This window comes from Streptomyces sp. NPDC003027, assembly GCF_053591435.1.
In genome coordinates this window covers 76,720-90,566 of record NZ_JBSFTU010000018.1, presented here as the reverse complement: position 1 = coordinate 90,566, position 13,847 = coordinate 76,720, and the positions used below count along the sequence as shown (strand labels likewise).

Below are 13,847 nucleotides of genomic sequence, written 5' to 3'. Positions count from 1 at the left end.
GTACGGGGATCCGGGGATCCGGGGTCGTCGCTACGCCAGCGGGCCGGTGCCGGGCGCCTGCGGGATGCCGGGGGCCTCCAGGGTGCCGTCGGAGGTGACGGGGGCCGTCTCCTCCAGCAGGGTGTCGAGACCGGTGTCGTTCTGGAGGAGTCCGGTGGGCCCCGCCGCGCCGGTGTCGGCGGTCGCGTGGGGCGGCGGGCTGACGAGGGCCGTGACGACACCCGCGGCGAGGGAGGCGATGGCGAGCATGCTGCGCTTCTTCATGCCCTGGTCAACTGCCGAGGCGCCCCGGGGTTACGGCCTCGCACCCAGGCGAACAGAGGGAGCGAGGCCACGGCGGCGAACGCGCACCACGTGGAGACGAACTCCGTCCGCCACAGCAGGACGCAGACGACCGCTCCGACCCCGGTCAGGGCGCCGAGCAGACGCAGCAGCCGGTCGCGGGCGAGCAGCAGCGCCCCGACCGTGGCCAGGAGATAGCCCGCGATCACCGGGAACGCGTACGGCAGGTCGAGAACGTAGCCGAGGGTGCGGCCGCGGACCTCGGCAGCGACGGGCCGGCCGCCGGCCAGGCGGTGGGCGAGGACGGCGGCGGTGAGCGCTCCGGCGGCGACCGGCACCACAAGACGCCCGCGGTGCGCGGGCGCGGCGGCGGTCAGGGCCCCGAGCGGCACCCAGAGCGCCAGCAGCGGCAGGGCGATCACCGCCCAGGCGAGGGTGGCCGGGCCGGTACCGCCGCCCGCGCGCCACACGACGGACTCGACGACCTGGTGGGCGCCGACAAGGGACCCCGGCTCGTGAAGATCTCTCTGCCCACGCTCAAGGGGGTCGCCCTCACCGGCGACTTCGAGGGCGTGGTGACCATCGGAGCGGCCTTCGACACCAAGCCCGCCTACAAGACGTTCAGGCTCCACTCGACTCGCCCGAGCGCTTCGTGCTCGACGTCAGCCGTCCGGCCGGCTGCCCGGCCTGAACGGCGACCGCCGCGACGGGGCCGGCCCCGCCCGCCGGCCCGGACGCCGGGGTTCAAGCGTCCGGGCGGTTCAGACGTCCGCGCCGGTCTCCACGTACACGGTCGTCCCCAGGCGGCGGGCCCGGTCGATCTCGGCGAGGCGCGCGAAGTTCCGGGGAGCCATCTCCCGCTCCCACTCGGCGAGGGTGCGGACGCTGAACTCGCTGTGCTCGTCGGGGTCGAGCACGACGGCGTCGATCTGTTCGGGCGTCAGGACCCCGCCGTCGAAGATGAACCCGATGTGGTTGGCCGGCCACTCCTCGCCCCGGTCGCGGACGAAGTGGGTCCCCAGCAGCTTCGGTTTCCCCTCGAAGACGATGCCGGTCTCCTCGTGGCATTCGCGCACCGCCGTCTCCCACGGCGTCTCCCCCGGGTCCATGTTCCCGCCCGGCCACTGCCACAGCTCGGTCCGGTACGTGGCGCGCAGCTGGAAGGGCCGGCCGTCGGTGTCGGTGAAGTACAGGCAGGCGTACGCCGTCGCTCTCGGCAGCGTCGCGATGTACTCGGCGGGCGGCAGCCAGGTGTTCGCCATGGGGGGGGCTCTCTCTCGACGGACGGACCAGGTGGATCACCCCCATACAAGCGGTCCGCGCGGCGGCGTCGGCCGACCCGCGAGCACGTCACCGGATCGTGTGATCACGGGGCGGGCCCACGGCCACGAGCCCCGTCTCGTACGCGATGATCACCAGCTGCACCCGGTCGCGGGCGTCCAGTTTGGACAGCAGCCGGGTGACGTAGGTCTTGGCGGTGGCGACACTGATGACCAGGCGCTCGGCGATCTCGGTGTTGGACAGACCGCTGCCGATGAGGGTGAGCACCTCACGTTCGCGGTCGGTGATGGCGGTGAGGCCGCCCCCGCGTGGGGCGCCCGGCGCGGGGTGGTCGGCGAAGTCCTTGATCAGGCGGCGAGTGACGCTCGGCGCGATCAGGGCGTCCCCGGCGGCGACGACGCGGATCGCGGCGAGGATGTCGTCCAGGCCCATGTCCTTGACGAGGAAGCCGGAGGCCCCGGCCCGCAGCGCGCCGTAGACGTACTCGTCGTCGTCGAAGGTGGTCAGGACGAGGACCCGGGTGGGGCCGGGGTCCGCCATGATCGCCCGGGTGGCCTCGATGCCGTCCATACCGGGCATGCGTAGGTCCATCACCATGACCTCGGGGCTCAGGCTCCGGGCGAGCGCGACCGCTTCGGCGCCGTTCCCGGCCTCCCCGACGACCTCGAGGCCGGGTGCCTCGGCGATGACCATCCGCAGGGCGGCGCGGATCAGGGGCTGGTCGTCGGTGAGGACGACGCGTACGGCGTGGTCGGTCATCGGACTCCTGTCGGCAGGGGGAGGCGGGCGATGACGCGGAAACCGCCTTCGGCTCGTGGTGCCGCGGAGAACTCGCCCCGCAGCAGAGTGACACGCTCGCGCATGCCCACGAGGCCGTGTCCACCATCGGTACGGGCACCGCCACCCGCACCGCCGCCGGTGGCGGAAGCGGAGGCGGGAGGGGCCGGGGCACCGCTGCCCGTCGAGATGTCACTCCGGCCGTCGTCGACGACCTCGATGGTCAGTTCGTCCTGCCGCTGGTCGACCGTCACCCGGCAGGACCCGGCGCCCGCGTGGCGGACGACGTTGGTGACCGACTCCTGGATGATCCGGAAGGCCGAGAGGTCGATGTCCGGAGGCAACGGACGTCGCTCGCCGCGCCGTTCGACATCGACGCGGACCCCGGCAGCCGTCGTGGCGGCGGCCAGTGCCTCGACGTCCGCGAGCCCGGCCAGGGAGTGCAGCGAACCACCGTCGTCCCCCTGCCCGGCCCCGTCCCCGTTCCCTTCCCCGTTCCGTTCCTCGTCCCCGTTCCGCCGCAGGGCACCGAGCATCCGCCGCAGCCCCGACAGCGTCTCCCGGGCGGCGGTCTCCACCGCGGCCATCGCCTCCCGCGCCGCGTCCGGCCTGGTGTCGATCACCCGGACGGCGGCGCCGGCCTGGAGGGCGACGACGCCGATGGTGTGGGCGACCATGTCGTGCATCTCGCGGGCGATGCGAAGCCGTTCGTCGCTCACGGCGCGCGCCGCGGCCTCGGCGTGCGTCCGCTCGGCGTACACCCGCGCCTGATAGGCCGAGTTGCCGATCAGCCAGGCGATGACCGCCGTCAGCGCCACGGCCAGTTCCTCCGAGGTACCGACGCTCCAGCCGAACGCCAGGCGGGTCATCAGATAGCCGGCGAGCACGGCGAGGGCGAGGAGGAGGGCGATGACGCCGGTCCGGCGCGGCCGGGTGGCGGCGATGACGTACAACGCCACGTCGACCATCAGGAACTGGGGCAGCGGGATCTCGCCGACGCTGAGCGGAAGCGTGCCCAGGGCGGCTGCGGAGAGAAGTAACCCCAGCGCTGTCAGGGGCCGCTCGCGCAACCGCAGGCTTCCGCCGACCACCAGGGCGGTGGCGAGCGCCAGCAGGGTCAGACCGTCCCATCGGAGGTAGAACACCCCTGCCCGCACCGCGGGCCCTTCCTGGCCGGGCAGTTCCATCCGGGTGAGGAACGTGAAAGCCGTGCCCGCGCACCAGGCGACGACCGGCCAGACACCGAACGGTACGCGCTTGAGCCAGGGGAGGGAGGCGGCGGCATGCATGATCAGATCGTAGGGCCTGGCGGTGGCGTGGTCATCGGACCAGGGTTGTACAGCCCCGGTCGACAGCGCGCCCCGTCGAGTGCCATCGCCGGTCCGACGACGTCGCGGGGGCCGCCACGGCACCGTGGACCGCATGATCGAAGTCAATGAACTCACCAAGCGGTACGGCGGAACCACCGCGGTCCACGCGCTGACCTTCACCGTGCGCCCCGGGCGGGTCACCGGGTTCCTCGGACCGAACGGCGCCGGCAAGAGCACCACCCTCCGCCTGATCCTCGGCCTGCACGCTCCGACCAGCGGGGGTGTCACCGTCAACGGGCGCCCGTTCCGGGCCCGTCCCCGCGGACTGCGGCACGTCGGGGCGCTGCTCGACGCGGGCGACGCCCACGGCGGCCGCACGGCTGCCGCGCACCTGTCGGTGCTCGCCCGCGGCAACCGCATCCCGCGGAGCCGGGTCGAGGAGGTCCTCGACGAGGTCGGCCTCGCGGGCGCGGCCCGACGCAGGATCGGCGGCTTCTCGCTCGGGATGCGACAACGTCTCGGGATCGCCGCCGCGTTGCTGGGCGATCCGCCGGTGCTGCTCTTCGACGAGCCGCTCAACGGGCTCGACCCGGAGGGCGTGAAGTGGGTGCGGGGCTTGTTCCGGCGGCTGGCGGGCGAGGGCCGAACGGTCTTCGTATCCAGCCATCTGATGTCCGAGATGGAGCACACAGCCGACCAGCTCGTCGTGGTCGGCCGGGGCGAACTGATCGCGGCGGAGAGCCTTACGGAGTTCTCGGCCCGGGGCAGTCGGCCGAGCGTGACGGTGGCCGCCGCCGACGCGGCGGCGCTGGCTCGCGTACTTCTCGCCGAGGGCGCGGCGGTGCGGGATGAGGCCGGCGGCCTGCTGACGGTGACGGGGCTCGACGCGCCGCGGATCGCTGAACTCGCCCTGCGCCACCGCATTTCGCTGCACCAGCTCACTCCCCGGACCGCCTCCCTGGAGGAAGCTTTCATGGAACTGACCGCCGCCGGCGTCGAGTACCCGGCGGGAGGGGCCCGATGACCGCCGCCGCGACGCACCGCCCACCGACCGGCGCATCGCGGCCCGCACCGCGCCCGCCGGAGCCCCGGGCCCGCTTCGGTGATCTGATGGCGGCCGAGTGGCTGAAGGTCCGGTCGCTGCGCTCGACCGGCTGGTCCCTGCTGCTCTCCGCCCTGGCGGTGCTCGCGTTCAACGTCGGAACGGCCTATGACGACTACCGCTACTGGCCAGAGTTCGACGCGGTGCACCAGGCCGACTTCGTCCGGTTGAGGATGGGCCTGTGGGACGCGTTCACGGGGAACGGTGCCATGGTCCTGATGCTGTGCGCCAGCGCGATGGGCGCCGTGGCGGTCGTCGGGGAGTACAGCACCGGCATGATCCGTACGACGTTCGCGGCGGTTCCCGCCCGCCGTTCGGTGATGGCGGCGAAGGTGGTGGTCGTCTCGGCGGTCCTGGCGCTCTTCGGCGCGGTCGTGGCGGGTACCTCGTTCTGGCTGACCCAGGCCGTCCTGGCGGGGCGCAGCGCGGGGGTGTCGATCGCTGAGCCGGGGGCCGTGCGCCTGGTGGTCGCGTCGGCGCTGCTGGCTCCGGTGGCGGGGCTGGTCGGCATGGCGATCGGTACGCTCCTGCGGCACAGCGCGGCGACGATGGTCGCGAACGTGGTGGTGGTGCTCCTGCTGCCGATGGTGCTCGGCGACGAGCGGCGCTGGTCGGCCGTCCTCGCGCACGGCCTGCCGTACCACGCGTGGCGGCGGCTCGTCGTGGCCGGGCCGTACGAGGTGGCGTACCCGTGGTCGCTCTCCGGAGCGTGGCTGGTGTACGGCTCGTGGGCGGTGGCGGCCGCGGTGGTGACGGTGACGGCCGTGCACCGGCGGGACCAGTGAGCGGCCGCCGTCGACGGTGTCAGGGAAGGTCGAAAGGCTCGCGGTCGAGCCGGCGGACGATCCGGTGCTCATGGATCATCCGGCCGACCAGCGCGGCTCCGTAGACGACGAAGCCGACGCCTACGAGCCAGGACTGCAGCACGAGGACCGTGCCGAACTCCCCGTAGGTGACGGCGTTGGAGGCGATCAGGGGGGAGAAGACGAACTGGGAGAAGACGCGCAGTCCGAGCAGCCCCAGGGCCGTGCAGACGGCCCCGGGCGCGAGGGCGCGCCAGCGGATGCGGCCGCAGAGCAGGAAGCGCTGTGACCACCAGAAGAAGAGGAAGGCTCCGGTGACGTCGGCCGCGGCGACCAGGACGGTACCGGCGGCGGAGGTGTGCGCCGGTGTCGGGGCGCCGACGAAGAGGAGGAGCGAGGCGACCAGGACGGCGAGCCAGACGACATGGCGCCACATGGTGTGCCAGCGGGCGGTGGGCAGGTCCCACACCCGTTCGTACCCCGTCTGTACGGCGGAGCCGAAGGTCACGCCGAACGCGGCGAGGGCGGCGAGACCGAAGGCGGTGGTCCGTTGCAGTGCCTGTCCCGGCTTGCCGAAGATCGCTTCGACCTCTTCCTGGGAGACCTCGGAGACGCCGAGGCCGTGGATGAGCCAGCGGGCGAAGCCCTGGCCGCTGGCGAGGTCGGCCGAGGCGACGACGATGAGCAGCGGTACGAGGGTGAGGAGGCTGAGGGCCGCGAAGCCCATGGCGCGGTGCATCAGCTCCATCTCCCGCCCCCGGCTCCAGGCGAGTCCGACGGCCGAGGTCAGGACCCGCCGGTGAAGGCGGTGGAACCAGTGACCGTGTTCGGCGGGGGCACCGTCGTGCGGCGCACCGGAGGTGGGGGGCATGCCACGGGGAGTACCCGCCGAGGGGCGGGAGCCCTCCGGTATGCCGCCGAACGGGGGTACGCGGAGGGCGGCGTCAACGGCGGCCGGACGCGAGGCAGGTACGGGTGCAGCCGTCGGGCGCGGTGTCCACGGGGTCGGGGCCACGGGTGGAGGCCTGGAGGGCGGCGCTCACCAGCGTCGCCAGCAGGTCGATGTCCGATCCCATCTCCAGCCGGACGGTCACCCAGCCGGATCCCGCGCGCAGCCGTACGGCGCTGGACCCGAGGAGGGCGGGCCGCAGCTTCGCGATCATCGCCCGGCTGAGATGGACGTCCGCCTCGTGTTCCCCGTGGAAGTGGACGATCTCGCGCGTCGCGGTCCGCAGACCGGTTTCCGCTCCGCAGAGGGCGGGGTCGGCGATCAGCGAGGGCCAGCTCATCAGGCGTTCACTGGCGTGCCTGGCTGTGTTCATACCGAGGAGCGTGCCGGGGCGGGCTGCCGTGCACAAGCGTCCTGCCGAAAGAATCGCGCCGAGGCTCGAAACATACGTGGGGCAGCGCCGGCGAAGGTGACCTGCGGTGCGGTGGCGGTCACGCTGACGGCATCGAGGGGCCTCCGGGTCTACCTGGACGAGCAGGCAGGTGGCGGGCCGGCGCTCGCCCTCCTCGGCGAACGCGTCGAGCCGGCGCGGTACGCGATGCGGCGGAAGGTCGGTCGAGGCCACTTCCCGCAGCGCCCCGGGTGCTGGGGCGGGGGTGGCGTTGAACTAGCGTTGCCCCCATGGAACTCATCGGAGAGATCACGGCCGACCGACCGCTGCTCGTCCTGGCCGTCAAGGAGGAGGCGCAGTTCCTCGACACGGATCTGCCGATCCTGCTGACCGGCATGGGCAAGGTGAACGCGGCGACCGCGCTCGCCATGGCGCTCGGCCGGGGCCCTCGGCCCTCCGGTGTCGTCAATCTGGGCACGGCAGGCGCGCTGCGCCCCGGCTGGACGGGTACCCATGTCGTCGGCACGGTGCTGCAGCATGACCTCGACGGCGAGATGCTGGCCAAGCTGGCCGGCGAGATTTGCGGCACGCCGCTGACCCTGCCCGACGGCGGGGACGTCGTCCTGGCCACCGGTGACGCCTTCATCGCGGACGAGGCCACCCGGGCCCGGCTCGCCCTCCGCGCGCCGCTGGTCGACATGGAGGGGTACGCCCTGGCGTCGGCCGCCGCCCTCGCCGGGGTGCCGCTGCGCATCGTCAAGCACGTCAGCGACGACGCGGGCGAGGGAGCGGGCCGGACCTGGCGCGAGACGGTCGCCGGCTGCGCCCGTTCCCTCGCCGACTGGGCCGCGGCGAACGTTCTTCCGTACCGCTCCTGAGCCGTCCTCACCGCTCCTGAGCCGTCCTCCGGATCAGCCGGTGCCGGGGCCGAAGCGGCGGCGGTAGGCGGACGGGCTGAGTCCGGTCTCTCGGTGCATCAGGGCGCGGAGGTTGGCGGCCGTGCCGAGGCCGCTGGTGCGGGCGACGACGTCCAGGCGTGCCTCGCCGCGTTCGATCAGACGGCAGGCCAGGGCCACCCGCTCGCCGGTGAGCCAGGCCAGCGGCGTGGTGCCGAGCTGGGCCCGGAAGCGGCGGTGGAGCGTCGCCGGACTGACGCAGGCGCGGGCGGCGAGGTCGGCCACCGTGAGCGGGGAGCCGAGGCGTTCCTGCGCCCAGGCCAGCAGCGGGGCGAGGGACTCGTCCGGTGGGTCGGGAACGGGGCGCTCGACGAACTGGCGCTGTCCGCCGTCCCGGTGGGCCGCGAACACCAGTCGGCGGCTCACCGCGTTGGCCACCTCGGCGCCGTGGTCTCGGCGCACCAGGTGCAGTCCGAGATCGAGGGCGGCGGCGCTGCCCGCCGCGGTGAGGATGTCGCCGTCGTCGACGAAGAGAACGTCGGGTTCGAGCCGTACGGCGGGGAAGCGGGCGCGGAACGAGTCGGCCCACTGCCAGTGGGCGGTCGCCCTGCGGCCGTCGAGGACCCCCGCCTCGGCCAGCGTGAAGGCACCGCTGCAGAAGCCGACCAGGCGCGCGCCGCGGGCGTGGGCGCGGCGGATCGCGTCGAGCACGGCGGGGCGGCGCGGGACCTCGACGTCGGGGCGGTTGGGGACGATCAGGGTGTCCGCCTCGTCGGCCGCTTCGAGTCCCGCGACGCCCGTGAGGGTGAAGAAACCGTCGCGCATGAGGGTCCGCGGCTCGGGCGAGCAGAGCCGGAATCCGTACAGTTCGCGGCCGATCTCGGGCCGGCGCAGACCGAAGATCTCCGTCGCACAGCCGAGTTCGAAGGGGTTGGAGTTCGCGTCGACGACGACGACGACCCGGTGGAGGCGCCTCCCGTCCTCCTGCGACTCGTGCGACCCGTGCGCCTCATGCTGACTCATGCTGACTCATGCTGACTCATGCGAGGATCCTTGCGGCATGTGCTCTTTCTAGCACTCGCGGCGGCTCGCGGTCACGGCCCAGGATTGGCCCATGAGCGAGCTGAACAGTGAGTCGAAGAACGAGCCCATCGCCCTCGACCGGGCCCTGTCCTCCTTCGAGGAGTTGTGGAGTCCCCGCATCGTCACGCACGTGAACGACTACGACGTGCGCGTCGCCAAGGTGGCGGGCGAGCACGTCTGGCACGCCCACGACGACACCGACGAGTTCTTCCTCGTCCTCGACGGGGAACTGCGCATCGCGCTGCGCGAGGACGGGGAGGAGCGCACGGTCTCCCTTCCCCGGGGTTCGGTCTTCACCGTGCCGAAGGGCGTGGAGCACCGCCCGTACGCACCGGCCGGCGCGTCCATCCTGCTCTTCGAGCCGACCGGCACCCTCTCGGTCGGCGACCGCCACGACGACGTCCCGGACCATGTCGACGCGACGACGGGGCACGCCCTCGGCGGGTAGCCGTGGCGGCCGTGGCCGTCGAAGCACCGTGAGCCGTCGGTGCACCCGTGTGCCGTTGAAGCGCGGCGGGGACGCGACCATCCTGGAGTGGAGGGAGGGACCCGCGAAGGGCAGGAGGCGAGTCACGTGCAGGAGTCCGGCCCCGGCGACGCGAGCGGTGGCAAAGCCCGGTTCGACGACGTCTACGACCAGCCCGACCCGCGCGCGTACTTCCGGCGTCTCGCGCCGCTGGAGTACGAGATCCCGCAGCGGGCCCAGGCCGCCTTCCGCCGCGCGGCGGCCGAGCGGGACGGCGGCACGGTGCTCGATCTGTGCTGTTCGTACGGGATCAACGCCGCCCTCCTCAACCACGACCTCACGCTGGCCGAGCTGTACGCGCGCTACACGGGTCCGGAGGTCAGCGAGCTGACCGGCGCCGAGCTCGCCGAACGGGACAAGGCGTTCTACGCCGCACGGCGCCGCCCGGACGCCGCCCCGGTCCTCGGGCTCGACGTCGCCGGCCACGCCCTGCGCTACGCACGCGAAGTGGGCCTCCTGGACGACGCCTTCGCGGAGAACCTCGAAGGGGACGAGCCTGCGAGCCCCCGGCTGCGCGCGGCCATGGCGGATGTCGGGCTGATCACCCTCACCGGCGGCGGCAGCTACCTGACCCGGCGCACCTTCGCCGCGCTGCTCCCCTGGTCGCGGCGGCCGCTGCGGGTGAGCGCGTTCGTACTGCGTACGGTGGACTACGCCCCGATCGCCGCCTGTCTGGCGGAGTACGGGCTGCGGACCGTCGTCGACCCGTCGGTGACCTATCCGCAGCGGCTGTTCACCGACGAGCGGGAGCAGCGGTTCGCGATCGAGACGGTCCGGGCCCTGGGGGCGGACCCCACCGGCCGGGAGACGGAAGGCCGCTTCCACACGGTCCTCTACGAGTCGGTTCCGGCGTCCGGCCAGGAGGGCGGGGGCCCGTCTTGAGCCGAACGGCCCGGCCGGCGTCAGCCGCCGGTCAGGGATCCGGCAGACGGCCCGCGCTCGAGAGACGGTTCCGGAAGGCGTACGACGAGGAGCGCGGCCACGTCGTCGTCGAGACCGTCGGCCCCGTAGGCGACGAGGTCGGAGTGGAGCAGGGCGGGGAGCCGGTCCCCCGGCTCGGCCGCCCAACCGCGCATCCGCTCCTCCAGCGGGTAGAAGACGCCGGCGCGGTCGCGGTTCTCGCTCACGCCGTCGGTGAACAGCAGCAGCCGGTCCCCCGGCCTGAAGGGCACCTCCTCGACGCGGTGCCGTGCCTCGACGAGACCCGCCAGGTTGACCGGCAGGGAGGGGTCGGCGAAGTCCACCGGCCGCACGCGTCCGCCCCGTTGCAGCAGCGGGGCGGGGTGCCCGCAGCTGAGGAGCCGTACGACGTCCTCGCCGTCCGGGATCTCCACGAGGACGACGGTGGCGAACCGCTCGGCCGCGTCGGTGTCCGGGTCCCAGGCGCCGTACCGGCCGAGGCCCTCTTCGAGCCGGTCGGCGAGCTCGGTCAGGCCGGCGGCGTCGTGGACGGCGGCGCGGAAGGAGCCGAGCAGCACGGACGCGGTCTCGACGGCCCCGAGCCCCTTGCCCTGGACGTCACCGAGCATCAGGCGGACGGCTCCTGGCACCCGGACGGCCTCGTAGAAGTCGCCGCCGATCCGGGCCTTGGCCGCCGCGGCGACGTACAGCAGATGCAGTTCGACGGGGCCGAGCCTCGGCGGGAGCGGCCGCAGCACGACCCGCTGCACGACCTCGGCGACGGCCGTGAGCTCGCGAAGGTCCCGTTCGTAGCGCGCCCGGACCCGGCTGACCCAGGCGGCGGCCGCGGTGAAGGTCGCGAGCACCACCTCGTTGGCGAGGAGGTCGGGGGCGAGGGGCTCGCCCCTGGAGGCGCCGAGCAGCGCCCGCAGCGCCATGACGACGCCCCCGATGAGGACGGTGCCGCGGACGCTCCAGGTGATGGCGGCGAGGGCGGGCGCGGCGACGAGGAGACGGTCGAAGCGCTCCCGGTCGGGCGTGAGCAGATCGGCGGCGACCGTCAGGACGATGACCAGGAACGGCAGTGCGCGGCCGACGGTGATCTGTGTGCGCGTCCGGGACAGGGGAGACTGACGGTGACCACCAGAGGGCATTCCGTGATCGTACGCAGGGGGAGCACCGGCCTCACGGTGGCGCGTCCCTGGCGTGTCCGCCCGGGCCGGCGCGAGCCGGTCAGCGGCGCCGCGCGGACGCGGCCGACTCGACGGGCCCGGTCCGGCCCGGGGGTTCCGCGCGGTCGACGTGTCGTGCGGTCCGCCGGGCGGGCGTTCCTCGCGGCAGTCGGAGCGCGGCGGCCGCGCCGAGTGCGGCGACGGCCGCCAGGACCAGCAGGACGGTGGTCTCCCGGCCGCGGCCGGCGCCCGGGTCGCTCGTCATCAGCGCCGTCGCGACGGCGACGCCGAGCGCCGGCCCGATGTTCATGGCCGTCTGCTGGAGCCCGCCGGCGACCCCGGCGTCGGCCACGTCCGCGCGGCGCACCAGCACGGCGGTGGCGGTGACCATGACCGTACCGAATCCGGCGCCGACCAGGGCGAAGCAGGCGCCGGTCGCCAGGGCCGGCGCGGCGTCGCCGAGGCAGGAGAGCAGCAGGACGCCGAGGGCCAGGAGGGCCGCTCCGGACACGGTCGTACGGCGTGGCCCGAAGCGGCGCGCGAGGAGCGCGGCGACGGGCGCGCCGAGCACCATCAGGACCGCGAGCGGCAGCACCCGGAGCGCGGTGCGCAGCGGGTCGAGTCCGAGGACGTCCTGGAGGAGGAACGTCGTCACGAACAGCGTTCCGGACAGGGTCGCGGCGGCCGCGAGGAGCGCGCCGAGTCCGGCGAGGACGGGCGCCGACCGCAGGAGGCCGAGGGGCACGAGCGGGTGGGCGGTGCGCCGCTCGTGCCGGACGAGGGCGGCCCCGGCCGCCGACGCGGTGACGAGCGCGAGCACGGTGGCCGCGGGCCGGCCGGCGGGGCCGGTGGCGAGCACATGGACCAGGCAGGCGAGCGTCACGGCGAGCAGACAGGCGCCGGGCAGGTCGAGCGAGGTGCGCGTGGCGGGCGCGCCGGCCGGCGGGTCCGGCAGCCGCAGGGTGAGGGTGAGGAGTCCGACGGCCAGGGCCGGGGCGGCGGTGAGGAGGAAGACGGCACGCCAGCCGTACGCGCTGACCAGCGCGCCGCCGACGAGGGGTCCGGTCGCGGCGGCGAGGCCGATGGCGCTGGTGCGCAGGGCGATCGGCATGGCCAGCCGGTCGGGTGGGAAGGCGGCGCGCAGCAGGCCCAGGGTGGCCGGTTGCAGCAGTGCGCCGAACACGCCTTGGGCGACGCGCAGGGCGATGACCCAGCCTATCCCGGGCGCCGCGGCGATGCCGGCCGAGGCGGCGGCGAAGCCGAGTGCGCCGAGGGCGAGGATCCGGCGGTGGCCGTAGCGGTCGCCGAGCCTGCCCGCGAAGACGAGGAGGCTCGCGACGGCGACGAGGTAGGCCGTGCTGGTCCACTGGACCTGGTCGATGTCCGCGCGCAGATCGCGCTGGAGTGCGGGCTGGGCGAGGGTGAGGACGGTGCCGTCGAGGGCGACGACGGCGGCGCCGAGGACGCCGCAGGCGAGCGTGAGGTGACGTGGCGGTGTCACCGTACGCGCTCCGCCGGCCCGAGGTGCGCGTCGACGGCGGCCCGCACCAGGGGCTCCACGTCGTGGGTGCCGGTGGCGAGCTGGAGGCTGCCCCAGCCCCACAGCTGGGCGATGCCGTGCAGGTTGGCCCAGAGCGCGCCGGCGACGTCGGACGCTCGGGAGTCCGCGCCGGCGTCCGTGCCGGGGCGGGCGAGGGCGACGAGTCCGGTCAGCAGCTCGAAGAGGGGCAGGCTCGTCTCCCGCAGCCCGAGCCGGCCGCTCTCCAGCAGGTCGTGACGGAACATCAGCTCGTACATGCCGCGACGGTGGAGGGCGAAGTCGAGATAGACGCGGGCCAGGGTGTGCAGCCGGGCGCGGGGCTCGTCGTCCGGGCCCTGTCCGGGGCCGGCCGCGTCGGCGACACGGGCCGCGAGTTCGGCGAAGCCCTCGCGGGCGATGGCGGAGAGCAGATCGAGGTGGGTCGGGAAGTGGCGGCGGGGCGCCCCGTGGGACACCCCGGCGCGCCGGGCGATCTCGCGCAGGGAGAGGGCCTGGGCGCCTTCCGCGTGCACCAGGTCCACTCCGGCTTCGACCAAGCGGGCGCGCAGGCCGGCCTCGGCCACGGATTCACGGGTCATAGACAGTGTCTACCAGCACGTCGTAGACACTGTCTACGCATCCGGGCAAGATCGACGAGGGCCTCCGGTACACTCGTCGGAAGCGAAGGGGAGTAGCCCCGCGAACCGGTCGTCGACACACTGGAACCCCCGGGTTCCCGGTGGCCGGGTCCGTGCGGAAGCGCGGACGGGCGAGACCTTCGGCCAGGCATTCGCCACGCCCGCACACCGTGGGCGCGGTCCGTCATGCCGGGCCGAGTGGTTCTTCCGTCGCCCAC

The 13,847-nt window shown here is 73.8% G+C and carries 16 protein-coding genes and 1 pseudogene; 6 read left to right on the top strand and 11 right to left on the bottom strand.

All coding sequences use genetic code 11. The annotated features are described in order from the left end of the window. Positions 1-30: 30 nt before the first annotated feature. Both ACWDX6_RS15590 and ACWDX6_RS15585 read right to left on the bottom strand, forming a co-directional pair. Complete coding sequence (locus ACWDX6_RS15590) at positions 31-264, bottom strand: hypothetical protein (protein ID WP_451485476.1); 234 nt, start codon at positions 262-264, stop codon at positions 31-33. Next, positions 261-752, bottom strand: a complete 492-nt coding sequence (locus ACWDX6_RS15585) for a DUF6629 family protein (RefSeq protein WP_451485475.1) — start codon at positions 750-752, stop codon at positions 261-263. The genes ACWDX6_RS15590 and ACWDX6_RS15585 overlap by 4 nt, the downstream gene beginning before the upstream one ends. A 30-nt stretch (positions 753-782) precedes the next feature. Here ACWDX6_RS15585 and ACWDX6_RS15580 point away from each other — a divergent pair. Further along, positions 783-973, top strand: a pseudogene (locus ACWDX6_RS15580) (AMIN-like domain-containing (lipo)protein); the annotation flags it as partial. Positions 974-1,043: 70 nt separating this feature from the next. On the opposite strand, the gene ACWDX6_RS15575 reads toward ACWDX6_RS15580, so the two are convergent. From ACWDX6_RS15575 to ACWDX6_RS15565, 3 genes are all read right to left on the bottom strand, one after another. Beyond that, complete coding sequence (locus ACWDX6_RS15575) at positions 1,044-1,544, bottom strand: NUDIX domain-containing protein (RefSeq protein ID WP_451485474.1); 501 nt, start codon at positions 1,542-1,544, stop codon at positions 1,044-1,046. An 88-nt stretch (positions 1,545-1,632) separates the two neighbouring features. After that, a complete protein-coding gene (locus ACWDX6_RS15570) occupies positions 1,633-2,322 on the bottom strand; it encodes a response regulator (protein WP_451485473.1) in 690 nt (229 codons plus the stop codon). Beyond that, the gene (locus tag ACWDX6_RS15565) at positions 2,319-3,629 is read right to left on the bottom strand and encodes a sensor histidine kinase (RefSeq protein ID WP_451485472.1); all 1,311 of its coding nucleotides are present in this window, start codon (positions 3,627-3,629) and stop codon (positions 2,319-2,321) included. Before ACWDX6_RS15565 ends, ACWDX6_RS15570 begins: the two co-directional genes overlap by 4 nt. A gap of 133 nt (positions 3,630-3,762) precedes the next feature. Between ACWDX6_RS15565 and ACWDX6_RS15560 the strand changes: the two genes are divergently transcribed. Further along, positions 3,763-4,674, top strand: a complete 912-nt coding sequence (locus ACWDX6_RS15560; RefSeq protein WP_451485471.1) for an ABC transporter ATP-binding protein — start codon at positions 3,763-3,765, stop codon at positions 4,672-4,674. After that, entirely contained in the window at positions 4,671-5,537 is an 867-nt protein-coding gene (locus tag ACWDX6_RS15555; RefSeq protein WP_451485470.1) for an ABC transporter permease, read from the top strand. Before ACWDX6_RS15560 ends, ACWDX6_RS15555 begins: the two co-directional genes overlap by 4 nt. A 19-nt stretch (positions 5,538-5,556) precedes the next feature. Here the strand turns inward: ACWDX6_RS15555 and ACWDX6_RS15550 are convergent, their stop codons facing one another. Beyond that, complete coding sequence (locus ACWDX6_RS15550) at positions 5,557-6,426, bottom strand: YhjD/YihY/BrkB family envelope integrity protein (protein ID WP_451485469.1); 870 nt, start codon at positions 6,424-6,426, stop codon at positions 5,557-5,559. Between the two features lie 73 nt (positions 6,427-6,499). Then, positions 6,500-6,877, bottom strand: coding sequence for a luciferase domain-containing protein (locus ACWDX6_RS15545; protein ID WP_451485468.1), 378 nt, complete (start codon positions 6,875-6,877; stop codon positions 6,500-6,502). A gap of 308 nt (positions 6,878-7,185) precedes the next feature. Between ACWDX6_RS15545 and ACWDX6_RS15540 the strand changes: the two genes are divergently transcribed. Next, positions 7,186-7,773, top strand: coding sequence for a nucleosidase (locus tag ACWDX6_RS15540; protein WP_451485467.1), 588 nt, complete (start codon positions 7,186-7,188; stop codon positions 7,771-7,773). 33 nt (positions 7,774-7,806) lie between these two features. Here ACWDX6_RS15540 and ACWDX6_RS15535 read toward each other — a convergent pair whose 3' ends face one another. After that, the gene (locus ACWDX6_RS15535; protein ID WP_451485466.1) at positions 7,807-8,814 is read right to left on the bottom strand and encodes a helix-turn-helix domain-containing protein; all 1,008 of its coding nucleotides are present in this window, start codon (positions 8,812-8,814) and stop codon (positions 7,807-7,809) included. A 91-nt stretch (positions 8,815-8,905) separates the two neighbouring features. On the opposite strand from ACWDX6_RS15535, the gene ACWDX6_RS15530 reads away from it, so the two are divergent. Both ACWDX6_RS15530 and ACWDX6_RS15525 read left to right on the top strand, forming a co-directional pair. After that, positions 8,906-9,322, top strand: a complete 417-nt coding sequence (locus tag ACWDX6_RS15530) for a cupin domain-containing protein (RefSeq protein WP_451485465.1) — start codon at positions 8,906-8,908, stop codon at positions 9,320-9,322. Between the two features lie 126 nt (positions 9,323-9,448). Further along, a complete protein-coding gene (locus ACWDX6_RS15525; RefSeq protein WP_451485464.1) occupies positions 9,449-10,282 on the top strand; it encodes a hypothetical protein in 834 nt (277 codons plus the stop codon). A gap of 20 nt (positions 10,283-10,302) precedes the next feature. Here the strand turns inward: ACWDX6_RS15525 and ACWDX6_RS15520 are convergent, their stop codons facing one another. The 3 genes from ACWDX6_RS15520 to ACWDX6_RS15510 form a co-directional block, all read right to left on the bottom strand. Continuing rightward, entirely contained in the window at positions 10,303-11,454 is a 1,152-nt protein-coding gene (locus tag ACWDX6_RS15520) for a PP2C family protein-serine/threonine phosphatase (RefSeq protein ID WP_451485463.1), read from the bottom strand. A 79-nt stretch (positions 11,455-11,533) separates the two neighbouring features. After that, positions 11,534-12,973, bottom strand: a complete 1,440-nt coding sequence (locus tag ACWDX6_RS15515) for an MFS transporter (RefSeq protein WP_451485462.1) — start codon at positions 12,971-12,973, stop codon at positions 11,534-11,536. Next, entirely contained in the window at positions 12,970-13,590 is a 621-nt protein-coding gene (locus tag ACWDX6_RS15510) for a TetR/AcrR family transcriptional regulator (RefSeq protein ID WP_451485461.1), read from the bottom strand. Before ACWDX6_RS15510 ends, ACWDX6_RS15515 begins: the two co-directional genes overlap by 4 nt. Positions 13,591-13,847: the final 257 nt, after the last annotated feature.